Source organism: Geobacillus vulcani PSS1, assembly GCF_000733845.1.
GTDB lineage: Bacteria > Bacillota > Bacilli > Bacillales > Anoxybacillaceae > Geobacillus > Geobacillus vulcani.
Genome location: NZ_JPOI01000001.1, coordinates 2,962,762 through 2,986,316, shown reverse-complemented (window position 1 = coordinate 2,986,316; position 23,555 = coordinate 2,962,762). Strand labels below are relative to the sequence as shown.

At 50.4% G+C, this 23,555-nt stretch carries 21 protein-coding genes; 17 read left to right on the top strand and 4 right to left on the bottom strand.

What is annotated here, in order from left to right:
- Positions 1-45 precede the first annotated feature (45 nt).
- From N685_RS0116040 to N685_RS0116000, 8 genes are all read left to right on the top strand, one after another.
- Positions 46-1,047, top strand: a complete 1,002-nt coding sequence (locus tag N685_RS0116040) for a FecCD family ABC transporter permease (RefSeq protein ID WP_031410030.1) — start codon at positions 46-48, stop codon at positions 1,045-1,047.
- On the top strand, positions 1,044-2,096 hold the full coding sequence (locus N685_RS0116035) for a FecCD family ABC transporter permease (RefSeq protein WP_031410028.1): 1,053 nt from the start codon (positions 1,044-1,046) through the stop codon (positions 2,094-2,096). Before N685_RS0116040 ends, N685_RS0116035 begins: the two co-directional genes overlap by 4 nt.
- A 12-nt stretch (positions 2,097-2,108) precedes the next feature.
- Positions 2,109-2,921, top strand: coding sequence for an ABC transporter ATP-binding protein (locus tag N685_RS0116030; RefSeq protein ID WP_031410026.1), 813 nt, complete (start codon positions 2,109-2,111; stop codon positions 2,919-2,921).
- On the top strand, positions 2,921-3,658 hold the full coding sequence (locus N685_RS0116025) for an IucA/IucC family C-terminal-domain containing protein (RefSeq protein ID WP_031410024.1): 738 nt from the start codon (positions 2,921-2,923) through the stop codon (positions 3,656-3,658). Before N685_RS0116030 ends, N685_RS0116025 begins: the two co-directional genes overlap by 1 nt.
- Positions 3,659-3,790: 132 nt before the next feature.
- Complete coding sequence (locus N685_RS0116020; protein ID WP_031410022.1) at positions 3,791-5,770, top strand: putative bifunctional diguanylate cyclase/phosphodiesterase; 1,980 nt, start codon at positions 3,791-3,793, stop codon at positions 5,768-5,770.
- 77 nt (positions 5,771-5,847) lie between these two features.
- Positions 5,848-6,150: a DUF5634 family protein gene (locus N685_RS0116015; RefSeq protein WP_031410020.1), complete on the top strand. Its 303-nt coding sequence runs from the start codon at positions 5,848-5,850 to the stop codon at positions 6,148-6,150.
- Between the two features lie 56 nt (positions 6,151-6,206).
- Positions 6,207-6,668, top strand: coding sequence for a GNAT family N-acetyltransferase (locus tag N685_RS0116010; protein WP_031410018.1), 462 nt, complete (start codon positions 6,207-6,209; stop codon positions 6,666-6,668).
- A gap of 156 nt (positions 6,669-6,824) precedes the next feature.
- Positions 6,825-7,451 carry a histidine phosphatase family protein gene (locus N685_RS0116000; protein ID WP_031410017.1) on the top strand — a complete coding sequence of 209 codons (627 nt, stop codon included), beginning with the start codon at positions 6,825-6,827 and terminating at the stop codon, positions 7,449-7,451.
- Between the two features lie 260 nt (positions 7,452-7,711).
- Here N685_RS0116000 and N685_RS0115995 read toward each other — a convergent pair whose 3' ends face one another.
- Genes N685_RS0115995 through N685_RS0115985 form a run of 3 tightly spaced genes read right to left on the bottom strand, consistent with a single transcriptional unit; the run spans position 7,712 to position 10,056 of the window.
- On the bottom strand, positions 7,712-9,106 hold the full coding sequence (locus tag N685_RS0115995) for a nucleoside recognition domain-containing protein (protein ID WP_031410015.1): 1,395 nt from the start codon (positions 9,104-9,106) through the stop codon (positions 7,712-7,714).
- Positions 9,075-9,809, bottom strand: coding sequence for a FeoB small GTPase domain-containing protein (locus tag N685_RS0115990; RefSeq protein WP_031410013.1), 735 nt, complete (start codon positions 9,807-9,809; stop codon positions 9,075-9,077). The genes N685_RS0115995 and N685_RS0115990 overlap by 32 nt, the downstream gene beginning before the upstream one ends.
- A complete protein-coding gene (locus N685_RS0115985) occupies positions 9,802-10,056 on the bottom strand; it encodes a FeoA family protein (RefSeq protein ID WP_031410011.1) in 255 nt (84 codons plus the stop codon). Before N685_RS0115985 ends, N685_RS0115990 begins: the two co-directional genes overlap by 8 nt.
- A gap of 237 nt (positions 10,057-10,293) precedes the next feature.
- On the opposite strand from N685_RS0115985, the gene N685_RS0115980 reads away from it, so the two are divergent.
- The 8 genes from N685_RS0115980 to N685_RS0115945 all read left to right on the top strand — a co-directional run bounded on the left by N685_RS0115980 (position 10,294) and on the right by N685_RS0115945 (position 21,192).
- Positions 10,294-12,294, top strand: coding sequence for an acetoacetate--CoA ligase (locus tag N685_RS0115980; RefSeq protein WP_031410009.1), 2,001 nt, complete (start codon positions 10,294-10,296; stop codon positions 12,292-12,294).
- Between the two features lie 87 nt (positions 12,295-12,381).
- Positions 12,382-14,601 (top strand): helix-turn-helix domain-containing protein, encoded by a 2,220-nt coding sequence (locus N685_RS0115975; protein ID WP_031410007.1) that lies wholly within the window; start codon positions 12,382-12,384, stop codon positions 14,599-14,601.
- Positions 14,602-14,705: 104 nt separating this feature from the next.
- Entirely contained in the window at positions 14,706-15,563 is an 858-nt protein-coding gene (locus N685_RS0115970) for a 3-hydroxyacyl-CoA dehydrogenase family protein (RefSeq protein ID WP_031410005.1), read from the top strand.
- 73 nt (positions 15,564-15,636) lie between these two features.
- Positions 15,637-16,416, top strand: coding sequence for an enoyl-CoA hydratase/isomerase family protein (locus N685_RS0115965; RefSeq protein WP_031410003.1), 780 nt, complete (start codon positions 15,637-15,639; stop codon positions 16,414-16,416).
- 147 nt (positions 16,417-16,563) lie between these two features.
- Complete coding sequence (locus tag N685_RS0115960) at positions 16,564-17,916, top strand: MFS transporter (RefSeq protein WP_031410001.1); 1,353 nt, start codon at positions 16,564-16,566, stop codon at positions 17,914-17,916.
- A gap of 53 nt (positions 17,917-17,969) precedes the next feature.
- Complete coding sequence (locus tag N685_RS18500; RefSeq protein ID WP_237746922.1) at positions 17,970-18,425, top strand: DUF3237 domain-containing protein; 456 nt, start codon at positions 17,970-17,972, stop codon at positions 18,423-18,425.
- Positions 18,426-18,453: 28 nt separating this feature from the next.
- A complete protein-coding gene (locus N685_RS0115950; protein WP_031409998.1) occupies positions 18,454-19,995 on the top strand; it encodes a class I adenylate-forming enzyme family protein in 1,542 nt (513 codons plus the stop codon).
- A gap of 18 nt (positions 19,996-20,013) precedes the next feature.
- A complete protein-coding gene (locus tag N685_RS0115945; RefSeq protein ID WP_031409996.1) occupies positions 20,014-21,192 on the top strand; it encodes an acetyl-CoA C-acetyltransferase in 1,179 nt (392 codons plus the stop codon).
- Between the two features lie 170 nt (positions 21,193-21,362).
- Here the strand turns inward: N685_RS0115945 and N685_RS0115940 are convergent, their stop codons facing one another.
- Positions 21,363-22,145, bottom strand: coding sequence for an IclR family transcriptional regulator (locus tag N685_RS0115940; protein WP_031409994.1), 783 nt, complete (start codon positions 22,143-22,145; stop codon positions 21,363-21,365).
- A gap of 214 nt (positions 22,146-22,359) precedes the next feature.
- On the opposite strand from N685_RS0115940, the gene N685_RS0115935 reads away from it, so the two are divergent.
- Positions 22,360-23,454, top strand: coding sequence for a cupin domain-containing protein (locus N685_RS0115935; RefSeq protein ID WP_031409992.1), 1,095 nt, complete (start codon positions 22,360-22,362; stop codon positions 23,452-23,454).
- Positions 23,455-23,555: the final 101 nt, after the last annotated feature.

The following is a 23,555-nucleotide window of genomic DNA, read 5'->3' as shown; positions in this document are numbered from 1 at the left end:
CGATAGAGAGACACAAAAGAGGATAAAGCAGGGGAGATCTCAGAGATGCTGGCGACAAAACGTGAAAAAATGGTTGGCCTCATCGGATTGTTGATTGTACTGCTTGTCGCCATGTGGATGAGCATCGTTTGCGGGTATACCGATACGAGTTGGCGGCAGGCGGTGGCGGCTCTCATCGACAATGATGGATCGAATGCCCATTTAGTCGTGGCGACGGTTCGGCTGCCGCGAGCGTTGATTGCGGCTGCAGTTGGCGCTAGCTTGGCGATGGCCGGAGCGCTCATGCAAGCGCTGACGCGAAACCCGCTCGCTTCGCCAGGCATTTTCGGTATTAATGCCGGAGCCGGTTTTTTCATTGTTGTGATGGTCACCTTTTTTTCCATTTCTTCATTGCAACTGTTATCTTGGGTCGCATTTATGGGGGCGGCGATGGCGGCGTTGATCGTGTTTGTGATCAGCGCCGCGGGGAAGGACGGGCTGACGCCGCTGAAGATGACGCTCGCCGGCACGGCGGTCGCGGCTTTATTTGCCTCGCTGACGCAAGGGATGCTGGCGATGAATGAAAAAGCGCTTGAAGAAGTGCTCTTTTGGCTGGCCGGGTCGGTCGCCGGCCGGAAGCTCGAGCTGTTGGCTGCCGTCTTTCCGTATTTGGCTGCCGCCTGGCTTGGGTCCATGCTGCTGGCGCGCCATGTCAACATCTTAATGATGGGAGACGATGTAGCGAAAGGGCTCGGGCAGCGGACAACCTTCATTAAAGCGGCCGCCGCTCTCTTGGTTGTCCTGCTCGCCGGCGGGTCGGTGGCCGTCGCCGGTCCGATCGGCTTTATCGGCATCATGGTGCCGCACATGGCGCGGGCGCTTGCCGGTGTCGACCACCGCTGGCTGCTTCCGTATTGCGCCTTGCTCGGCGGAATTTTGCTTCTGGCCGCCGACATCGGGGCGCGCTACGTGCTCATGCCGCGCGAAGTGCCGGTCGGCATCGTCACTGCGTTGATCGGCGTTCCGTTTTTCGTCTACATTGCCCGCAGGGGGATCACTGTCAAATGAAAAAATACGTCACGGTCCGAGTGGGAAAACACATCTCGTTTTTCTATGACAAAAAAGCTGTTGTGGTGCTCGCCGCGCTCATAGCAGCGGCCATCTTCCTTTTCCTTATCAGCATTGGCAGCGGCGAAATACGCATGTCCCCGCTTGAGGCTGCTGCCGCGCTGTTCGGATACGGAGAGGAAATTCATCAGACGGTGATTGTGACGTTCCGTCTGCCGCGTGTGCTTGTCGCTTGGTTGGCCGGAATGGCGCTGGCTGCCGCGGGTGCCATTTTGCAAGGGATGGTGCGCAACCCGCTCGCTTCGCCGGATGTGCTCGGCATCACCGGCGGAGCGGCGGCCGCGGTCGTTGGCTTTTTGGCGCTGTTTAGCGATGAAAATCACTCTCTCATTGTCAGCATCCACTGGCTGCCGCTCGCTGCTTTTCTCGGCGCTTCGGCCGCCGCTTGGCTCGTGTATATGCTGGCGTGGAAAAACGGCCTCGCTCCGCTTCGGCTCGTGCTTGTCGGCATCGGCGTTTCTGCGCTCATGCAGGCGTTGACGACACTGTTGATGATCACAGGACCCATCTATCGGGCGAGCCAGGCAAACGTGTGGATTACGGGCAGTGTGTATGGTGCTTCTTGGCAGCACGTTTTGCTCATGGCGCCATGGGTCATCGGACTGCTCCTTGTGGCGATATTGGCCGCGCGGCATGTCAATGTGCAGGAGCTGGGCGATGAGCTGGCGATGGGGCTTGGCGGCGCGGTCGAACGGCAACGGCTGGGCCTTGTTTTGCTTAGCACCGCGCTCACCGGCGGCGCGGTCGCTTTCGCCGGCGGCATCGGCTTTGTCGGGCTGATGGCGCCGCATATGGCGCGCCGCCTTGTCGGTTCGGCGTTTGGCGCTCTTCTTCCGACCGCTGCACTGTTAGGCGGTGTGTTCGTCATGGGGGCGGATTTGGCTGGGCGGTTGCTGCTTGCGCCGGCGGAAATTCCGGCCGGGGTGTTTACCGCCGCGCTTGGAGCGCCGTATTTTATTTATTTATTGTATCGAAGTCGGAAATCATAAGGAGGGATGCGCATGCATGCGTTGCAGGCGAAAGAGTTGACGCTATCCTATGGCGAGGCGCTCATTATTGACCGGTTGCATTTGACGATTCCAAAAGGAAAAATCACGGTGTTCATCGGCGCGAACGGCTGCGGCAAGTCGACGTTGCTGCGCGCCTTGGCGCGGTTGCTAAAGCCGACAGGCGGGGCTGTTTTGCTTGATGGAAAAGAGATTGCCAAACAGCCGACAAAAGAAATCGCCCGCCGGCTCGCCATTTTGCCGCAATCGCCTATGGCTCCGGAAGGACTGACCGTGTTGCAACTCGTGAAGCAAGGGCGCTACCCGTATCAAACGTGGTTCAAGCAATGGAGTGACGAAGATGAGCGGGCGGTCGAGCGCGCTTTGGCGGCAACCCGGCTTACAGAGCTGGCCGAGCGGCCGGTCGATTCGCTTTCCGGCGGACAGCGCCAACGCGCATGGATCGCCATGACATTAGCGCAAGAAACAGACATCATTTTGCTTGATGAGCCGACGACGTATTTGGATCTCGCGCATCAAATCGACATTTTAGATTTATTGTTTGAGCTGAATGAAAAGGAACAACGGACGATCGTCATGGTGCTTCACGATTTGAATTTGGCGTGCCGCTACGCCCACCATCTCGTCGCCATTCGCGATAAAACGGTGTATGCTGAAGGGAAGCCGGAAGACGTCATTTCTCGCCAACTCGTGAAAGATGTGTTTCAGATGGATTGCCAAATTACGTACGATCCGCTCTTTGGCACCCCTCTTTGCATTCCGTACGGAAAAGGGCGGCGCATTTTACAGAAAGAAGGCGTATCATGATGAGACTGTGCGAAGACGAAATGAAAGCGTTGGAAACGTATCGTTTTTCAAGCAAGAAGACCGATGCCTCGTCATCGATGTTGTTTTCCCGGTTGCTTGAGGACGACGAACAGCTTGCGAGTTATGTTGCGCATGTGCGCGCTGAAATGGGAGCGGCGAACGATGCCGTCGCGGCGTCGATGTTCGTCAAACGAGTAAGCTTTTTGGCACCGATGGCGCTATACGCCATGTCGGTATGGAACAAGCGGCTTGTGCTCGATCCTGGGCGAATTTGGCTTGACACGGACGGCGAAGGGGAGATGTGGATGCCGCGCTTTCGTCTTGAGCCGCCGGAAGCCGAGGCGTGCGGCATTGAGCGCAGCTGCTGGCGTGAGCAAGTCGTGCGCGACGTATTTGCCGGTTTGTTCGCCCCGCTTGTCGCTGAGCTTCGGCGTCTGACGCGCGTGTCGCCGCTTATCTTATGGGAAAACATTGCGATTTATGTGTATTGGGTATATGAACGGTGGCTTGAGGATGAGTCGCTTGCCTCGACCGCCGACCGGCTGCGCGATGATTTCCGCTTCCTTATTCATGAAGCAGACGGCCGGTTGTTTGGACAAAAAGACAACCCACTTCGCCGCTTTTTTAAAGGGGCAAGCGGCATGCAGCGGACGACGTGCTGCCTATATGTACACACCAAAGGGGGGACGTGCTGTCAAACGTGCCCCATTCGCGCCCGCCAGCGGCAAACCGGGTGACCGGCGAGCCGAGGGCGGGTTGTTTTATTTTGGACAAAAGAGTTGCGAAATTTGTTGATTTTTGCCGGGATTTTCGTGAAAATGGAAGTGTGGACATCGCTTATTTTGGTAAAATGGCGAGGTAGCAATTGCATGGATCAGTATACAGCCTTTTTCCATCACTTCACAGAAGCAGTGGCCATCTTAAATTTGCAAGGCGTGATGATTTATCATAATCCGGCTTTTGCCGATTTGGCGCTGAGCGAAAAGGAACAGAGAGCGCTGTTGGTGGAAGGCCGGATGTTGGCTGCGCGCATGAAACAGAGGCCAGTTGCGTCCCGCTTGGAGTTGCTCGACGGTTTATTGATCGCGGGCGTGTCGCCGATCATCGGTAAAAACGGACAGACGGCCGCCGTCTTATGCGTCCTTCGCCGCCAAGCAGAGGAGAGCGGCCTGCAAGAGCGGCTCGCCGAAGCGGAACGGCGTCTGCAGTTGATTGTTGAGCATTCAAATGATTACGTGTTGATTTTTTCTCCGAATCGTGAATTGTCATACATTCCGCCGTCATGGAAGCGGAAAACAAACGAGCGTCTTCCAGTGTCATACGAAGAGGTGCTGACGTTTGTCCACCCTGATGACGCCCCGGTCGTGGCACAAAAATTGGCCGAGCTTTACGATACATACAAGGCGCAAACCGCTGAATTCCGCAAACAAGGCGAGCATGGGGAATGGGTCTGGATGGAGGCGCAAGGGAAGGCGATTGTCAACGAAACGGGGATGCTTGACTGCGTCATCGTGACCGTGAAAAACATCAGCGAGCGGAAACGGTACGAAGAGAAGCTCCGTCAGCTTGCCTACTTCGATTCGCTCACGGGCATCGCCAACCGCAGCTATTTCGAGCGGCACATTCATGAGCTGATCGCCAGTCAGACGCCGTTTGCCCTTTGTTATTTGGATTTTGACAAATTCAAATGGATCAACGACCATTTTTCCCATCAAGCCGGCGATTACTTTTTGCGCGAGGCGGTCAAGCGCGTTCAGCATGCGCTTCGGCCGGGTGACTTTTTCGCTCGCATCGGTGGGGATGAGTTCGTCCTGCTGCTGCCGAACATCACGAAGATAGAGATGACCGATTTGGCCGAGCGGCTTGTCAGTTCGTTTCATGAGCCGTTTTATTACGAAAAACAGCTCATCCAGTCAACATTGTCGATCGGCATCGCTTTTTTCCCGAAAGACAGCGACCGGATCGAACAAGTGATGAAATATGCCGATCAAGCCCTGTACGAAGTGAAAGAGCGGGGGCGGAACGGTTATGCGTTTTACCGGCCGACTGAACATCGGCATGCGGTGATCAGGCAAGATTTGCCGTTTGCCATTATGCGGGGGCAGTTGTATTTATGCTATCAGCCGAAGGTGCAGCTTTCAAAAGGGAAGGCGATGGGGATTGAGGCGCTGTTGCGCTGGCGTCATCCGATGCTCGGTGAGATTCCGCCGCTTGATTTTATCCCGTTGGCTGAAGAGAGCGGCTTTATTTTCGAAATCACCTTATGGGTGCTCGAAGAAGCATGTCGGCAAGTCAAAGAGTGGCAGAACCGATTTCCGGGATTGAAGCTGGCTGTCAATTTGTCGCCGTTTTTGCTCAATCGTCCAGAACTCGTCGAACATGTCAAGCGCATTTTACGGCAGACGGGCTTAGAACCCGCCCAACTGATTTTAGAAGTGACCGAAAGCGGACTGATGGAAAACATCGAAACAGGGCGGCACATTTTAACTGAGCTGCGGCGGCTCGGTGTGCAGGCGGCGATCGACGATTTCGGCACCGGCTTTTCCTCGCTTGCGTACATCCGCAATTTGCCGGTGTCGCTATTGAAAATCGATCGCAGTTTTATTCAAGGCATCGCAGAAAACTCGAAAGATGCCACGATCGTGGATACGATCATTCATTTAGCCAAAAGCTTGGATATTGAAGTATTGGCCGAAGGGGTCGAAACCGAGTCGCAAGTTATGCTTCTTTCGCAAATGCATTGCGACTATGCGCAAGGGTTTTACTTCAGCCGTTCGCTCGAAGCGGAGAAGCTGCAGCAATGGCTCGAGGAATACAACCGCACGGCCTGCAATGGGCCTCCGTCATAAGTCGGTCATTTCCACTCATGAGTTTCCTCCGCTTGCCGCAAACTACACTTGATGACTAGGCAAGAGGAGGAAAAACCATGGAATTTGCGCCGCGAAGCGTCATGATCGAGGAGTTCATCGACACCCTCGAGCCGATGATGGAAGCCTACGGACTCGACCAAGTTGGCATTTTTGAAGAGCATGGTGAAGGTGGTCGCTACTACATCGGCTATACGATCAACAAAGACGATGAGATGATCACCATTCATCTGCCGTTTGTAAAAAACGAACGCGGTGAACTGGCGCTCGAGAAGCAGGAATGGACCGTCCGAAAAGACGGCCGAGAGAAAAAAGGCTTTCATTCGCTGCAAGAAGCGATGGAGGAAGTCATTCATGAATAAATAATGGATAAGCGGCCGCGCTCGGCCGCTTTTTAGCCATCGAAAGGGAGAGGAACATGATTGCTGAACTTCACATAGCAGACTACGAGACGGCTGTTATGGTGCTGCACCTGCAGCGGCGTGCGTATACGATCGAGGCGCAGATCATCGGCAGCACGGCGCTCCCGCCGCTTCACGATACGATCGCTTCTCTGCAACGATGCGGCGAGCGCTTTTTCGGCTATTTTCAAGGTGAACGGCTCGTTGGGGCGATCGCTTGCGAGCGGAATGGGAAGACGCTTCACCTTTGTCGGCTGATGGTTGACCCGGATTATTTCCGTCAAGGGATCGCCAGCGCGTTGCTCGACTTTGTGATCAAGCAAGAGCCGTCGATAAGCGAGATCGTCGTGACGACCGGAAGCGGCAACGTGCCGGCCATTCGCTTTTACGAACGCCATGGGTTTCGTGCCATCGAGCGCATCGAAACGCCGGAAGGAATTGAACTAACGAAACTCGTGAAAAAGAACCGGAAAAGATGAACAGAGCCGTTGATTTGGTGAGAAGCTCCAAATCCGATGATTGTGTTGTCCAACGGCATTCAAGCGGAGATCAAGGATGGCAGGAACGCACATGCCGCGTTTCGTTTGCTGGAATCGGCTATTAGGTTGATAGAGAAGAGAGAAACGAGGGGAAACATGATGACAACCTTGTATTTGACAAGACATGGGGAAACGAAGTGGAATGTCGAAAAGCGGATGCAAGGAAGGCAAGACTCGCCGCTCACGGAAAAAGGGCGGCAAGACGCCATGCGGCTTGGAAAGCGGCTCGAAGCGGTCGAGTTGGCCGCCATTTACACAAGCACAAGCGGCCGAGCGTGCGAAACGGCCGAGCTGGTTCGCGGCGCGCGGCTTATTCCGATTTATCAAGACGAGCAGCTGTGCGAGATTCATCTTGGCGATTGGGAAGGAAAGACGCATGATGAAATCCGGCAAATGGATCCGGTTGCGTTCGACCATTTTTGGAACGCACCGCATCTGTACGCGCCACAGCGCGGCGAGCGGTTTTTCGATGTGCAACAGCGGGCGCTTGAAGCGGTGCGGCGCATCATCGAACGGCACGAGGGGGAGACCGTCTTGATCGTCACCCACGGCGTCGTGCTGAAAACGCTGATGGCAGCATTTAAAGGTGCGCCGCTTGACCAGCTTTGGGCGCCGCCGTATATGTATGGCACGAGCGTGACGGTCGTTGAGGCGGGTGAGGAGGGGTTTCGCGTAATTGTAGAGGGGGATGCCTCTCATGTAGAGAACGTAAAAGAAGTATAGATGGAAGTTGATTTCGGCAAATAAACGGGGGGCTGACCTACAAGGTCCGTCCGTCCTCAAGATGGGCACAACGGATCGCGTGACATAAGAAGCCGGTGCGTATATATAGCGGCGAAAGAGGGGGATGATCCAAAAGGTCGTCTGTCTTCAATACAGACACAACATATAGAACGGAACAAGAAGTTGTTGTGTATATATAGTGGATAAAAGAGGCTGTCTCAAAAGGTCGTTAAACCGACCTGTTGAGACAGCCTCGAGTGTTAAACGAGCCCGAGCCATCTTGCCAGCTGTGCGGTCGCAAAGGTGACCATAATGGCAATCGCTGTCGGCAAGGCAAAGGCGACGAACGTCCATTTCGCGCTTTTCGTTTCTTTGTAAATGTTGACGAGCGTCGTGCCGCATGGGTAGTGAAGCAGGGAAAACAGCATCATATTGAAGGCGGTGAGCCACGTCCAGCCGTGGTCGAGCAAAATTTGTTTTAGAGAATGCAGGCCATCGACTTCAGTGAGCGCCCCCGCGGATAAATAGCCCATCAGCAAAATCGGCACGACAATTTCATTGGCTGGCAAGCCTAAAATGAACGCCATCAAAATGTAGCCATCCAATCCCAATGCTTTGGCAAATGGGTCAAGCCAGTCGGCTAAATACGCCAGCACGGTCGTATCTCCCACGTGAACGTTGCCGAGCACCCATGTCAGAATGCCGGCCGGCGCCGCAACCGTTACCGCCCGTTTCAGCACATAGAGTGATTTGTCGAGGGTGGCCCGGATGATCGTCTCCATGATTTTCGGGCGTCGGTACGGCGGCAGCTCCAACGTGTAATGGGTCGGAATCCCTCGCAAGGCCGTCTTAGATAAGACCCATGAAACGGTCAACGTAACGACGATGCCAAACAACACCATGGCGACGACCACGCCCGCGGTAACGAACGTGTTCCATCCACCTGTATAGCCAGCCGCCATGAATAAGGAAGAAAGCAGGATCAGCGTCGGCCAACGTCCATTGCAGGGGACGAAGTTGTTGGTCAAAATGGCCAGCATCCGTTCGCGCGGCGATTCGATAATGCGCGTCGACATGATGGCCGCCGCGTTGCAGCCGAAGCCCATGGCCATTGTCAGCGATTGTTTGCCGTGCGCCCCCGCTTTTTTAAACAAGCGATCCATGTTGAAGGCGACACGGGGCAAGTAGCCGTAGTTTTCGAGCAAAGCGAATACGGGAAAGAAAATTGCCATCGGCGGCAGCATCACGCTGACGACCCAAGCCGTGCCGCGGTATAGGCCAAGTACAATAAGGCCGTGCAGCCAGTCGGGGGCGTGAATCGCTTGAAAGGCCATGGTGAGATACGTTTCGATCGTCCCGAACAAGCGGGCGAGCGAATCGGAAAATACGTTGGCGCCGGCAATGGTCACGTACAGGACAGCGGCGAGCAGCACCAGCATAATCGGAAATCCCCACCGCTTCGACGTGACGATCCGGTCAATTTGTTCCGTTCGATCCCGTTTCACGCTGTTTGTATGAGTGACACATTCTCGACAAAGCGCTGTTGATGTTTGAAAGATGGCGGTAACGATTTGCTCGCGCACATTGTCCGGCGCCAATGATTTCGCTTCTGCCATTAAGCGGTCAAATCGATTTGATGGATCCACAGCAGGCATACGCGTTCCCCTCCTTGATCAATGGTTGCGGCGGCTGTTTCAGTGCTTGAAGCAGCGATGTATCGCCGTCAAGGAGACGAAGAGCGATCCAGCGAGCAGGATACGTGTCTCCCATCACTTCTTTAACGAATGGAAGAAGCTTGGCAATGCCTCGTTCGATTTCCGGACTGTACCGGATGGAAAGTGGGTTGGTGTTGATACGGCCATGCGCCATGGCATCCACCGTATCAAGAAGTGCATCGATTCCTTCCCGGTTGCGGGCCGAGATCGGCACGACCGGCACGCCGAGTTTGGCGGCTAATTTTTTTGTATTGATATGAATGCCTTTCTTTTTCGCTTCATCCATCAAATTGATGGCGACAATGACGCGGTTGGTCATTTCCAATACTTGAAGCGCCAGATTTAGGTTGCGCTCTAATGCCGTAGCATCGACCACAACGACTGTGACGTCAGGACGTTGAAACAGGAGAAAATCGCGCGCCACCTCTTCATCGGCTGAGTTGGAATAGAGGGAATACGTTCCCGGCAAGTCGACGATTCGGTACAATGTGCCGCGGTGGCGGCATTCTCCTTCCGCATGAGTGACCGTTTTCCCAGGCCAGTTGCCGGTATGTTGGCGCAGGCCCGTTAAGACATTGAACAACGTGCTTTTGCCGGTGTTCGGATTTCCCATTAAGGCAATCGTATACGTCATATCAGTCATGGTGGATCTTCTCCCCGTAAATATAGTCACTTTCTTCTTTCCTTAATGCGATCGTCGTTCCACAAATGCGATAGGCGGTCGGGTCGCCAAGAGGGCTTCTTTGCCCGACTTCTACTTCCCCGCCGGGTACAAATCCCAAATCAAGCAACCGCCTTTTTAACATAGGATCAGGAACATCAACCTTTTCGATGAGAAATTGATCGCCCGGTTTCATATCGGAGAGGCGGCAACGTTTTCCTTGCGCCATAAAAGTTTCCCTCCGTTTAATATTTTTTATAAAAGACATTTTTTTTGCTTAGACCAACTTTTGTGTTTATCATATTCCAGTTGCCTTGCTGTTGTCAATCAATTTGTTTCATTTTTTTCTGACAGAGTTGTCGAACTGGCAACTATTCAAAACAGTAGGAAATCGTGTTATCATATGAATAGTCTGAACAAACTATCGGCAGAAAGGCGGTGACGGCGTCTCGTGACGCACGATGAAATGAAAGCGATTACGGAAGGGACGATTCTTTGGCAGCCGACCGAGGAGCAAATTCGGCAATCGAACATTCGACGGTATATGGACTGGCTGAAAGAGAAAAAGGGGTTGTCATTTAACTCGTATCGCGAGCTATGGACATGGTCAGTTGAGCATCTTGAAGAATTTTGGGAAACGATTTGGGAGTATGGCGGTGTGCAAGCGGCGACGCCATATGAATGCGTGCTGCGGGAGCGGAAGATGCCAGGGGCGGAGTGGTTTCCGGGCGCGACGCTCAACTATGCGAAGCATATGTTCCGGCATGCGCGCGCCGACCGTCCGGCCATCATTTTCCGCTCGGAGCGAGTGCCGTACCGGGAAGTGTCATGGCAGGAGCTGAGCGAAACAACGGCGGCGATCGCCAAAGCATTGCGAGCGATGGGGGTAAAGCGCGGCGATCGCGTGGTTGCTTATATGCCGAATATCCCCGAGACGGTGATGGCGTTTTTGGCGTGCGCGTCGATCGGCGCCATTTGGTCAAGCTGCTCGCCGGACTTTGGCGCCGGCAGCGTCATCGACCGGTTTGCGCAAATCGAGCCGACGGTCTTGTTTGCCGTCGACGGCTGCCAATACAACGGCAAAGAGTTTGACAAAATGCCAGTCGTGTCCGAACTGCGCGCCAAGCTGCCGTCATTGAAAAAGACGGTGCTGCTTCCGTATTGGCGCGGGCAGATGGAGGCCCTGGATGAGGGTGTCGTGCTGTGGGATGATATCGTGGCGGATAAGGGAGAGCTCGCCTTTGAAGACGTTCCATTTGACCATCCGCTTTGGATTTTGTACTCTTCGGGAACGACGGGTTTGCCGAAGCCGATCGTTCAAGGGCATGGCGGCATTTTGCTTGAACATTTGAAAGCGTTGACCATTTCCGAGAACTTGACGAAAGACAGTACGTTTTTCTGGTTTACGACGACCGGATGGATGATGTGGAACTTTCTCGTCGGCGGCCTGCTGGCCGGATCGACCATTGTGCTCTATGACGGCAGCCCGACGTATCCGGACGGCAACGTTTTATGGGAGCTCGCCGAGAAGGCAGGCATCACCCATTTCGGCACAAGCGCGGCGTTTATTAACGTCTGCATGAAGCTCGGCCTCAAACCGAAAGAGCACTATGACTTATCGAAGCTTGAGGCTGTGCTTTCGACCGGCTCGCCGCTGACGGTCGAAGGGTTCGCCTGGGTGTATGAAAACGTCAAGGATGACATTTGCCTGGCATCATGCAGCGGCGGAACAGATGTGTGCACCGCGTTTGTCGTCGGTTCGCCGATTTTGCCGGTGCGTGCCGGCGTCCTCTCGTGCCGCGCGTTGGGCGCCGATGTGCAGGCGTTTGACGAAAACGGCCAGCCGCTTGTGAATGAAGTCGGTGAACTTGTGATTACAAAACCAATGCCGTCGATGCCGCTCTTTTTCTGGAACGACCCGGACGGCGAGCGGTACCGGAACAGCTATTTTGACACGTATCCAGGCGTCTGGAAGCACGGCGATTGGATTAAGATTGATGAACAAGGCGGCTGCGTCATTTACGGCCGCTCCGACTCAACGATCAACCGCGCCGGCGTCCGCATGGGCACGAGCGAAATTTATCGCGCCGTCGAAGCGGTCGACGGGGTGCTCGAAAGCTTGGTAGTCGATTTAGAAATGATGGGCAAGCAGTCGTTTATGCCGCTGTTTGTCGTCCTGAAGCCAGGCGTGGCGCTCGATGATGAGCTGAAAGACCGCATCCGCCAGTCGATTCGGCAACACGTCTCGCCGCGCTTTGTTCCAGACGAAATTTACGAAGTGAAGCAAATTCCAAAAACGCTAAATGGAAAGAAGATGGAAATTCCGGTCCGCAAGCTGCTCTTAGGCTTCCCGCTTGAAAAAGCGGTCAACCCGGGCTCGATGGCCAATCCAGAGGCGCTCGACGTTTTCCTCGAGCTGGCGAAAGAATTGGCGGAGAAATGGAACATGAGTGGGCATTTTTCGTAAAGCGCGAGAAAGGTTGTTATTGAGCAGGGATGCTTAATAACAACCTTTATGCTTACTACAAGGCTATAAACAAAGGGAGCTGGTATTATGAATGAAAGCAAGCGACAGAGGCTGATGAAAAAAATTGAAAACCATTTACGGACGACAGCACGGAAATTAGTAAAGTTTGATACCGAAAAGGAGGCTTTGCAATACTTGGTGAACGCTTTTCGTGAGGAACTGGAGTGCGATCTGATCGCCATTGTGCTAAAGGAAGGGGATCACGTCATTCCAACATTATATCAAGGTGATTTTCAATATGGAATTCCACACTCGCCGATTGCAATGGCTAACTGTTTGCCCCGGTTGTTTAAAGGGAGTACAACGTTTCAAGAAGTGAATGACGAGTGCGCGTGTCCATTGATTGGCTTGTTGAAAAAAAATAGGATAAAAACGTGGTTCAGCGTTCCAATTAAAGATGAAGAAAACGAATACGGAATTTGTATGATCGGGTTTCAACGTCACGTTTCACTACTCGCAGAGGCTAAGCAATTGTTTGATCACTTTGGAGAAGATGTTGCCCTTGCTGTGACAGTGGCTCGGAACAAGGAAGTGCAACGACGAAAAATGATCGACCTTGAGTGGATTGCTCAACACTTTTCGCTCGACTCACCTCTTGAGCAGTTTGTTGAAAAAATTGTCGAGCGAGCAGGCAAGGGAACAAATGCGGATGGTGCCTGCATGTATTTATACCGGGAGGAGGACAATAGTTTCGTTGTTCATCCTCCTTTATATGGAAATATAGCTAGTCCGAAACAAGTAATGATGAAAAATAATTACCGGGTCAGTGATTATTTTCGCTTTTTAGAGAGACCAGGTGGAGATGAGCTAACAGTGCCGCTCGTTGTTAACTTCAAAACAATTGGTGTGTTGCATGTTGAGCGGAAACAGGAAGGAAAATTCACAAAAGAAGATTTAGAAATTTTGGATATGTTAGCCAACTATGTTGCGGTTACGCTCGAAAACCTCCGATTATATCGTCAGGAACGGGATCATACCTATCGTCTTCATCTTCTCCTTCAATATCAACAAAAGTTGATGAAAGAAACGATTCAACACGAAAACTTTCAAGGCATTACGAAGACACTTAGTCAAATGTTTGCCAAAGCAGTTATGGTATTTGATCGTTTTATGCGGCCAATCGCTTATGAGTTAGGGACTTTAAATGAGCAACACCTGCAGGACATTGCCAAGAAAGCATTACAACAAGCGGTCGGACAAAGCCGAATGGAAGGATATACTTTGCTCGATGGCTTACCGGACGTTCCGGTGACAGTTTGGCCAATTAACAGGGGAAGGGATGTGGTGGGCTATTTAGCTATTGGCGTACATCCACAAGAGATCGATGATTTTTTTCGCTTGAGTGTTGAACTAGCTCTTAATATTTTTTCTATCCAGTTTATGAAACAAAAGCTCGTTTTTGATACAAGGGAGCAACTAAAAGATAGTTTTTTAAATAAATTGTTGGCTGCAGAAATCGAGGAGGAAGAGAGCATTATCCAGTATGCCAATGTATTTCAATGGAATATTTTTGATGAGCACCGTATTGCCGTCTTGCACTTTCAATTTTCCGAACCGGAAGGGCAGGTAGATCTGTTTAAAAGGAATGTTGAGAAAACAACATTATGGGATCGTTTAAAAGCACGAATTACTATGGAGGATCCTAACGTGTTATACGGGGGTATTGGGGATTGGTATATTTTGATTGTACCAGCTCGCAAGGAAGGAAAATTTCCAATTAAATACTGGGAAAAATGGTACCAACGGATTAACGAGTGGATCAAAGAGGAGGGGGCGTCATGCCGAGCTTTTTTGGGGATCGGAGGGAAGACAGCATCGATCCGTGACTATTATTTTTGCTATCAGCAGGCGGTTCAGGCGTTGCACGTCATTCTCCATAGTTTTCAAGGGACAAGCTTGGCGTTTTTTGACGAGCTTGGGGCATACACGGTATTGCACCATTTAAAAGAGCTGGAGGCGGCAAAACTGTTTGTCGACAACTATCTTGGCCCGTTGATCCGGCATTCCGCGGAACGAAACGTGGATTGGCTGCAAACGATTCGTGTCTTTCTCGATTGCAACGGTCATTTGACTGAAACCGCCGAAAGGCTGTATATTCACCGCAGCACCCTTCAATACCGGCTCGAAAAGATTGAAGAAATGCTCGGTTTCTCTTTGAGCGGGGCAGAGCAGCGATTCAATTTGATGATGGCGTTAAAGTTGTACGATTTATATGGCCTGCCTTCCGCCAAAATACTGAAAAGATAAGCGTGTTTTCCTGCATTATGCAGGTATTTTTTTATATTTACCTTATTTATAATCAATAGCAAAGACAATATAGAAAATTCGAAAAATAAGGGAGGATTTGACGAATGGCAGCAACGATCGGAATCGTGGGAGCTGGTACGATGGGAAGCGGCATCGCCAATTTAGCTGCGTTATCAGGATTTAATGTCATTTTAGTAGATATTGACGAGCCTATGTTGCAAAAAGCGCGCTCACGCATGGAAGCATTTATGGATAAAAGCGTGGCCAAAGGGAAGCTGACCACCGAGCAAAAACATGAAGCGCTGGAACGAGTGAAGGGATCAACTAACTTACAGGAAATGAGACAGGCAGATGTCATTATTGAAGCGGTCATCGAAAACATGGAGGTGAAAAAAGAAGTTTTTTCTCAATTGGACAACATTGCAGCAGAACACACCATCCTAGCGACGAACACATCATCGATGTCCATCACAGAAATCGCTTCTGCCACCAACCGTCCAAGCCAAGTTGTTGGTATGCATTTTTTCAATCCCCCCCAGCTGATGAAACTCGTCGAAGTAGTACGCGGATACAAAACGAGTGATGAAACGGTCGAACAGGCGAAAGAACTCGCCCGGAAACTGGGGAAAGAGCCGGTTGAGGTGAAAAAAGATTCCCCGGGGTTCATCGTCAACCGCATTATGATTCCGCAGTTTATCGAAGCAATTCGCCTTGTCGAGGAGGGAGTGGCTTCGATGGAAGACATCGATAAAGCGGTGACGCTTGGTTTGAACTACCCAATGGGGCCGTTTACGTTGCAAGATTTCGCCGGAGTCGATATCGGCCTTCATGTCATGGACTATTTTTACGAAGAGTTTAAGGACGATCGGTTTGCCGCCCCTTTATTGCTCAGACAGCTTGTCCGGTCAGGAAGGCTCGGCCGAAAAACAGGAGCCGGGTTTTATGATTACGATGATGTCTGATAAACGGAGAGGTGGTGATGTTGGCTATACGCCACAACTACGTTTCTAAAAATTTGAAGAGGAGGAATGAGTTGTGAACTACGAATTTTTGCAGTGTGAAATCGAAAATCGAGTGGCGGTTGTATCCATTCACCGCCCTCCGCTCAATCCGTTGAATACAAAAGTGTTTCAAGAGCTATCCGCCTTAATCGATGAGCTCGAAGCCAATCAGCAGGTTGGGGCGGTGGTCATTACGGGAGCGGGGGAAAAAGCGTTTGTGGCCGGCGCCGATATTCATGAAATGATGGACTTGGATTTGGCCGGCATGATGGAAATGAACAAAATATCGCGAAGTGCGTTTTTGAAAATTGAAAACGCATCCAAACCGGTGATCGCGGCGGTGAACGGGCTGGCGCTCGGCGGGGGCTGTGAATTGGCGCTCGCATGCGATTTGCGCATTTGTTCTGAGCATGCCAAATTTGCCTTTCCAGAGATCAATCTCGGCATTATTCCGGGCGGCGGCGGGACGCAGCGGTTGCCGCGCATCGTCGGTCAAGGGGTGGCGAAAGAATTGCTTTATTTCGGCGAAATGATCGATGCCCAGCGGGCGCTTTCTATTCATTTGGTAAACAAAGTCGTCCCATCCGACGAACTTTTGCCGACGGCGAAAGAATGGGCCGGAAAATTGGCGAAAAAACCGGCCATTGCCATGCGTATGCTCAAAGAAGCGGTCAACACGGGAGCTAATGTTGACTTGCAGTCCGGGTTGATGGTGGAAACTGCCTGCTTTGGAAACGCTTTTGCGACTGAAGATCGAAAAGAAGGAATGCGAGCGTTTACTGAAAAACGAAAGCCAGTTTTTAGCGGTAAATAGATTATTTTAGAAATTGACAGAATAAATCTTATGTTTACACAGGTTGCTGATAGATTGAGATCAGTATCCGTTACCTTTGGGAAAGGAGGGCTCAATGAACATCCCGAAGGAAACGGATAACAAAAGCTATTCAGGGAGGGAATCCATGTGAAACAAATCCATCCGTTTAATGTGATCGATAATAGTTCGATCCGTCCATTCCACATTTGGCTTATGATTTGGTTGTTTTTAGTGATCATGCTTGATGGGTATGACGTAGTGATTTACGGTGCTTCGGTTCCTTTATTGATTCGGGAGTGGGGAATTTCAGATGTTACAGCTGGCGCCATCGGGAGTTATACGGTGATTGGAACAGCCATTGGAGCAGTATTATTTGGTATGCTAGCTGACCGGATGGGACGAAAAAAAATTATTTTGTTGACTACATTTTTGTTCGGCTTTTTTACTTTCCTTGCTGGCTTTGCTCCAAATCCAATTTTATTTACCATCTCTCGGATCATTGCTGGGATTGGTCTTGGCGGCGTTATGCCCAACGTCATTGCCCTAGCGACAGAAATTTTTCCGAAACGAGTTCGTACAGCCATTGTTGCCTCGATTTTTTGTGGTTATTCTGTTGGTGCGATTGCCGCGGCATTGACGAGCCGTGCACTCTTACCGACAGTTGGATGGGAACCTATTTATTGGATCGGAGGCATTCCGGTATTATTGCTTCCGTTTTTGATGAAAGGTGTTCCTGAGTCGGTTGGTTTTCTTCTAGAGAAGGGAAGAGAAGAGGAAGCGCGAAAGGTTCTTGCTTTGATTGATCCTCATATTCGCCATGATGGTGCTATTGAACTAGTCAAGCCTGAAAGAAAGACTCAAGCTTCTTTGCCTATCGTGAAATTATTCACAGAGAAGCGGGCGTTTAGCACCGTAATGTTTTGGCTATCTTGCTTCAGTGCATTTGTTCTCATTTACTCAATGAACACATGGCTTCCTCGGCTAATGATGGAGGTTGGCTATGATTTGAGCTCTAGCCTTGTGTTTACAGCGGTGATGCAAATTGGGGCGATCATTGGCACCGTTGTTTTTGGGCCGTTGGTTAATAAATGGGGGTTTAAGAAAGTGCTTGTTCCCTTATTCTTTTGCGGAGCGGTTGCTTTATCACTCATTGGTTTTGCGAACAGCATGATGATTGCTTTTGTTCTCATTGCCATTATTGGTGCGGCTTCGGTCGGTGTCCAAAACATTGCCAATGCATTTGTTTCCCAATATTATCCGGAAGCGATGCGGTCCACTGCCTTAGGAAGCACGATGGCGTTTGGTCGGATAGGAGGTATCGTTGCACCAACGTTTGTTGGATTTTTGCTGTCTTTGAACTTGTCGCCACAATATAACTTTGCAGCTATTGCTAGTGCCGCAGTATTAGGAGGAATTGCCGTGTTATGTGTACAGGAAAAATACGCAGTTTATCGTGCGGAGCGGGTTGAATTAGCCAATGAACAGATCACTGTTTCATAATGTGTGCTGTCGGCATTCCGCAGAAAATGCAATTGGGATTTGGAAGGGAGAAAATGAACATTCAGTTTGAACACCTATTTACGGCTTATGTCGAGGTGGGAAAGCCAATCGAGATCGGCGAAGTTGGTTTTGGCTATCGGAGGATAGTACCGATTATCGGTGGAAGGTTTGAAGGAAAGAGGATGCGGGGACGTGTGCTTTCAGGAGGAGCAGACTATCAACTGATTCGGAAAGATGGAGTCATAGAGTTGCTTGCTTGTTATGTGATTGAGACAGATGATGGAATACCTATTTATGTTGTGAATAGAGGATACCGACACGGACCACAAGAAATCATCGATAAAATTTTTCGTGGCGAGGATGTACCACAAGGTTCTTATTATTTTAAAACGACTCCTACTTTTGAAGTGCGGAATAGTCGGTATGATTTTTTAAACAGAATGGTATTTATTGGAGAAGGAATTCGGAAGCCAGTGGAAGTACAAGTAGCGTTTTATCAAGTGAACTAACTTTTGGGGAAACGGAGGATGGGGAGAGGTGGAAACAGTTCGCGTTTTGTCTGTTCCGCAATTGTTGGAGCGAGCGGCGGCGGACAATCCATCTAGAGAAGCTGTTTATGACCTTCGTCATCGGATGACTTATGGTGAGTTGTATAAAGAAGTACGACAGTTGGCATCAGCGTTGATCGCACTCGGCATTAAACAAGGAGATCGAGTCGGCGTTTGTTTACCAAACTGGCTTGAGACAGTTCAACTATTTTTTGCTATCTCCCAAATAGGGGCGATCGTTGTTCCTTTTAATCCGAAATATCGACAGCACGAAGTCGAACATATTATAAAAAATTCTGGAATGAGGACTGTGTTTGTATGTGAGGAAATCGAAAAGCATATTGGATTGAATCTCATTCAGACCATTGTCAATCAGATCATCACCGTTCGGTTTGTCAAATCGGGCTTCCTTTCCTTGGAACAACTTAGATCCTATGCAACTGATCAACCGTTGCGTACGGTGGCAATCGACCCGCAGCATGACTTGTTTTGTCTTTTATATACATCAGGTACGACTGGAATCCCAAAAGGGGTGATGATTACTCATCGCGGCATCGTCCAATCAGGTATGGCCATTGCAGATAACTTGAAGTGCCGTCAAGATGATGTGTTTCTTATTTGTACACCGATTTTCCATGTGTTTGGCATGGCGTGCAACTTGATGTCTGCTGTATACAGCCAAGCAAAAATGGTGTTGCAGGAAAGATACAACCCAAGAGAGGCGCTGCAACTGATCGAAAAAGAACGAGTAACAATTCATCATGCGGTACCGGCAATGTTTCATATGGAGTTGCATGTGTTGAATAATGAGTCATTTGATTTGTCGTCATTGCGCGCGGGAATGACGGGAGCTGATATTTGTCCATTGGAAACAGTGAAAGCGGTGCGTGAAAAAATGGGAATGGTATTATGCATATCATTCGGGACAACAGAGACTGGCTCTGTTACGATCACCCCGTTTGAGGCAAAAGAAGACCGAATATTTGAAACGGTTGGCAAGGCATTGGAAGGAAATGAGGTGAAGATTGTGAATGAACGGAGAGAGGTGCTGCCGCCAGGGAGAATTGGTGAAATTGCCTGCCGAGGGTTTGGTGTCATGAAAGGATATTACAACATGCCGGAACAAACAGCGGAAGTGCTTGACGAGGAAGGTTGGTATTATACCGGCGACCTCGGGATGATGGATGAGGACGGATATATTCGGTTTATGGGTCGGAAAAAGGAGCTGATCATCCGCGGGGGATACAACATTTATCCGAAAGAGATCGAAACCATTTTGCAACGGCACCCGGGTGTCTTCGCCGCGGCAGTGATCGGTCTGCCTGAGCCGGTGTTGGGAGAGGAGGTTTGCGCTGTCATCCAACCAAAGGAAGGGTCTTATATAACTGAGGCGGACATTGTCGAGTTTTTGCGTCCATTGGTTGCGGACTATAAACTTCCGAACAAAGTTGTTTTTGTTGACCAATTTCCGACGACGGCGAGCGGAAAAATTCAGAAAGGAAAATTAAGAGAGATGATCAAAGAGGGTTAAACCTTGGGAGGGAAGAATATGCGGACAGACATTGTGCTGCTTGAAGGAGCACGCACTGCATTCGCCAAATTTTGCGGCTCGTTTCGTGAAATCTCCGCGACCGATTTAGGAGCTATCGCAGCGAAGGAAGCGATAAAAAAGGCGAACGTTGAACCGGAAGAAATCGATCATGTCGTATTTGGTAATGTTCAGCAGTCAAGCCGCGATGCTCACTTGCTCGCTCGCCACGTCGGCTTGAAGGCCGGGGTGCCGATCGATGTGCCCGCCGTAACGGTAAATCGTTTATGTGGAACAGGACTCGAGACGATTATCATGGGGGCACGCCTCATTTTAACCGGGGAAGCGGAAGTGGTGCTGGCGGGGGGCACCGAAAACATGAGTCAAGTGCCGCACGTCATCCGAGGTATGCGCTGGGGAACGCCATTAGGCAGTCCGACGGTGGAAGACTGGTTGTGGGACGGTCTGTATGATACCGTTGGTGGTTGTAGCATGGCGATAACAGCAGAAAATTTAGCGAAAAAATATGACATCACGCGCGAAGAGGCCGACCAACATGCCCTCCGCAGCCATGAGCGGGCGCTTGCGGCGATGGCCAACGGATATTTCCGCCAAGAAATTGTCCCCGTGACCGTGCGAGAAAAAAAGGGAGAAACGGTCGTTGACACCGATGAGCATCCGCGCCAGACAAGTCTGGAACAGTTAAGGGCGCTTCAACCGCGCTTCCTTGAAAATGGAGTGGTAACCCCAGGAAACGCCAGTGGGATGAACGATGGAGCTGCGGCAGTCGTTATCGCTTCGGAGGATTATGCCGCCAAGCGTGGATTGAAGCCGCTCGCCCGTCTCGTTTCGTGGGGAATCGTCGGCGTTGAGCCGCAGTACATGGGAATCGGCCCGGTTCCGGCGATTCGCCAAGCGCTTGACAAGGCGAATTTATCGATGAATGACCTTGACTTAATCGAAATCAACGAAGCATTTTCAGCTCAATATTTGGCTTGCCAGAAAGAACTGGGATTTGACGACGACAAAGGTAACGTCAATGGCGGCGCAGTTGCGCTTGGTCATCCGTTGGCAGCCTCGGGAACGCGCCTCACATTGACGCTCGTTTATGAATTAGGAAGAAGAGGAAAGAAATACGGCGTTTCTTCGCTATGCATTGGTGGCGGCCAAGGCATTGCTGCGATTTGGGAGAGACTGTAATAGGCTAAGAGAAAGTTTGTAAGCTCGCAAAAGAATTATAAGGACGGTATTTTTACAATGGAAGGTAATTGGCAAATGAGTCGTAACGGCGGTTTTTCCATGCCCAACAGGAAAAACCGCCTGATTTTATATAACGTAACGCATTAATGAAGTGGAAAAGAAGACACTTTTTATGCGGAGGGGGGATGGGGAAGATGTCCAAGCCGTTTCGATATATGTCGGGCCGTATCGACCGTTTGACGGATCAGCTCAGGCAATGTCTCGGCCATTTTAAATGTGGCACCAGCCAGTCCGATAGCGCCGATGATGCCAGTTCGATCAAAAACGGGTGCGGCAACCGCTGTAAAACCGATAAATGTTTCATCCCTGTCGACAAAAAATCCGTTTTTGCGAATGACACGCAAACGCTCGAGAAATTGATGTTTATCCACGATCGTGTTCGGCGTATGAGCTTCTAATGGATATTTTTCGAGAATTGCCTTTGTTTCTTCATCAGGCAAATATGCCATAATGGTCGTTCCAAGCGCCCCGTAGTGCAAAACGCGCCGACGTCCAATGTATGAGCGGGGCTGAAAGCCATCATCGCTGTCGAGACGGATGACATATTGCAAGCTGTCTTGTTGGCGCACCGCAAACAAAACGGTGTAGCCAGTTTGCGCCTGCAAGTCATGCAAAAACGGTTCCGCCTCGCGCCGCATATCTAGGTTTTCGAGAACGATTCCTCCGTATTCCAGCATTTTATAACCGAGACGGTATACGTTTTCCTTTTGGTCGTAATGGATCAGCCCTTGCGTTTCGAGCGTCCATAACAGGCGGTAGACGGTAGCTTTCGCTAATTTTGTTTTCGCGACGATCTCTTCGATAGGGAGGCTCGGACGTTCAAAACTAAAACAGTTCAAGATTTGAACCGCTCGTTCCACTGAACGAATTGTCTCCACATTTACCTTTCTCATGATTGCTCTCCTCTGCAGCGATTTTACCTCTGTCCATCATTGTAACATAAAGCGATGATTGATGCCCAGGCTGGAGGGAAGATTGAATATTTTTTTATTTATATTCTAAATAGTTTGACAAGTATTTATATTTGTTATATTATTTAAAGTGTAAAAATGAATTGTTAATTCACTATATGAATTGGAAGGAGAGGGAATGATGGCGGATACGAGAATGAGGGCGCTTGAGCGGCTTCATGAAGAGTTGGAAAAAGTGTATTTAGGTCCGTTGTGGGAAAAACTCGGTAAAATGGTGACGCCCGAGCCCGATCATGAAGTTGTTCCGTACTTGTGGAAATGGGAGACGATCCGCAAGCATTTGCTGGAGGCTGGAGAGTTGCTTCGCTTAGGGAGAGAGAGCGAGCGGCGAGTCGTTTATTTGCAGAATCCATCGCTATTGAAACGAGGTCTAATCGGTTATTCGACCAACACGCTGTATGTTGGAGTGCAACTGTTGTTGCCGGGCGAAGTGGCACCCGCACATCGCCATAGCCAATCGGCGATCCGATTCATTATTGAAGGTGAAGGGGCTTATACGGCTGTCGATGGCGAACGAACATATATGGAGCGCGGGGATTTGATTTTGACCCCGGCATGGACGTGGCATGATCACGGTCACGAAGGAACGGAACCGGTCATTTGGATGGATGGTCTCGACGTCGGATTGGTGAGAAATTTTGCTGGTTCGTTCTTTGAACCGTATTCCGAAGATGTATTCCCGGTTGTCGCCCCTCACAACGGTTCAACGTTCAAATATGCAACGGGAGCGCTGCGTCCGGTTTCCGACCGGAAGCGAAAAGGCTACCCATCTCCGTTGATCGCCTATAAATGGAAGACAACGAAACAAGTACTTGAGAATTTATCCCAACTTGATCCTGATCCCTATGACGGTTATGCGGTCGATTACATCAATCCATTGACAGGGGGATCAGCAGATTTGCGTATTGGGACAACAATGCAAAAATTAACTCCTGGTATGCACACGAAGGCGCATCGCCATGTCCACAGCGCCGTGTATCACGTTCTTGACGGTGAAGGATACACGATCATCAACGGTGTCAAATTTGAATGGGCGAAAGGTGATTTCTTCATTTTACCGCCTTGGAGTTGGCATGAGCATGTCAATACAGGAGAGGGAGACGCTCATTTATTCTCCATTAATGATCTGCCGATTATGGAGAAGCTTGATTTGGAAAGGGAAGAGGAGTATGACAAAAACGGTGGTTATCAATCTATCGTTGATGTGTTCGAGCCACTTTCCCAAATCTAGTATATACACATTTTCTCAAGATGTGCCTAGAAGGCTGGTGAAAAACGGTTGTTTCTCTTGAGCAATGGGGGAGCGTTTGAAAGGCGATCCTGATGTGACAA

Coding starts and splice junctions, on each gene's coding strand:
- N685_RS0116040 (WP_031410030.1), top strand. CDS start 46: ATGCTGGCGACAAAACGTGAAAAAATGGTTGGCCTCATCGGATTGTTG.
- N685_RS0116035 (WP_031410028.1), top strand. CDS start 1,044: ATGAAAAAATACGTCACGGTCCGAGTGGGAAAACACATCTCGTTTTTC.
- N685_RS0116030 (WP_031410026.1), top strand. CDS start 2,109: ATGCATGCGTTGCAGGCGAAAGAGTTGACGCTATCCTATGGCGAGGCG.
- N685_RS0116025 (WP_031410024.1), top strand. CDS start 2,921: ATGAGACTGTGCGAAGACGAAATGAAAGCGTTGGAAACGTATCGTTTT.
- N685_RS0116020 (WP_031410022.1), top strand. CDS start 3,791: ATGGATCAGTATACAGCCTTTTTCCATCACTTCACAGAAGCAGTGGCC.
- N685_RS0116015 (WP_031410020.1), top strand. CDS start 5,848: ATGGAATTTGCGCCGCGAAGCGTCATGATCGAGGAGTTCATCGACACC.
- N685_RS0116010 (WP_031410018.1), top strand. CDS start 6,207: ATGATTGCTGAACTTCACATAGCAGACTACGAGACGGCTGTTATGGTG.
- N685_RS0116000 (WP_031410017.1), top strand. CDS start 6,825: ATGATGACAACCTTGTATTTGACAAGACATGGGGAAACGAAGTGGAAT.
- N685_RS0115995 (WP_031410015.1), bottom strand. CDS start 9,106: ATGCCTGCTGTGGATCCATCAAATCGATTTGACCGCTTAATGGCAGAA.
- N685_RS0115990 (WP_031410013.1), bottom strand. CDS start 9,809: ATGACTGATATGACGTATACGATTGCCTTAATGGGAAATCCGAACACC.
- N685_RS0115985 (WP_031410011.1), bottom strand. CDS start 10,056: ATGGCGCAAGGAAAACGTTGCCGCCTCTCCGATATGAAACCGGGCGAT.
- N685_RS0115980 (WP_031410009.1), top strand. CDS start 10,294: ATGAAAGCGATTACGGAAGGGACGATTCTTTGGCAGCCGACCGAGGAG.
- N685_RS0115975 (WP_031410007.1), top strand. CDS start 12,382: ATGAATGAAAGCAAGCGACAGAGGCTGATGAAAAAAATTGAAAACCAT.
- N685_RS0115970 (WP_031410005.1), top strand. CDS start 14,706: ATGGCAGCAACGATCGGAATCGTGGGAGCTGGTACGATGGGAAGCGGC.
- N685_RS18500 (WP_237746922.1), top strand. CDS start 17,970: ATGAACATTCAGTTTGAACACCTATTTACGGCTTATGTCGAGGTGGGA.
- N685_RS0115945 (WP_031409996.1), top strand. CDS start 20,014: ATGCGGACAGACATTGTGCTGCTTGAAGGAGCACGCACTGCATTCGCC.
- N685_RS0115940 (WP_031409994.1), bottom strand. CDS start 22,145: ATGAGAAAGGTAAATGTGGAGACAATTCGTTCAGTGGAACGAGCGGTT.
- N685_RS0115935 (WP_031409992.1), top strand. CDS start 22,360: ATGAGGGCGCTTGAGCGGCTTCATGAAGAGTTGGAAAAAGTGTATTTA.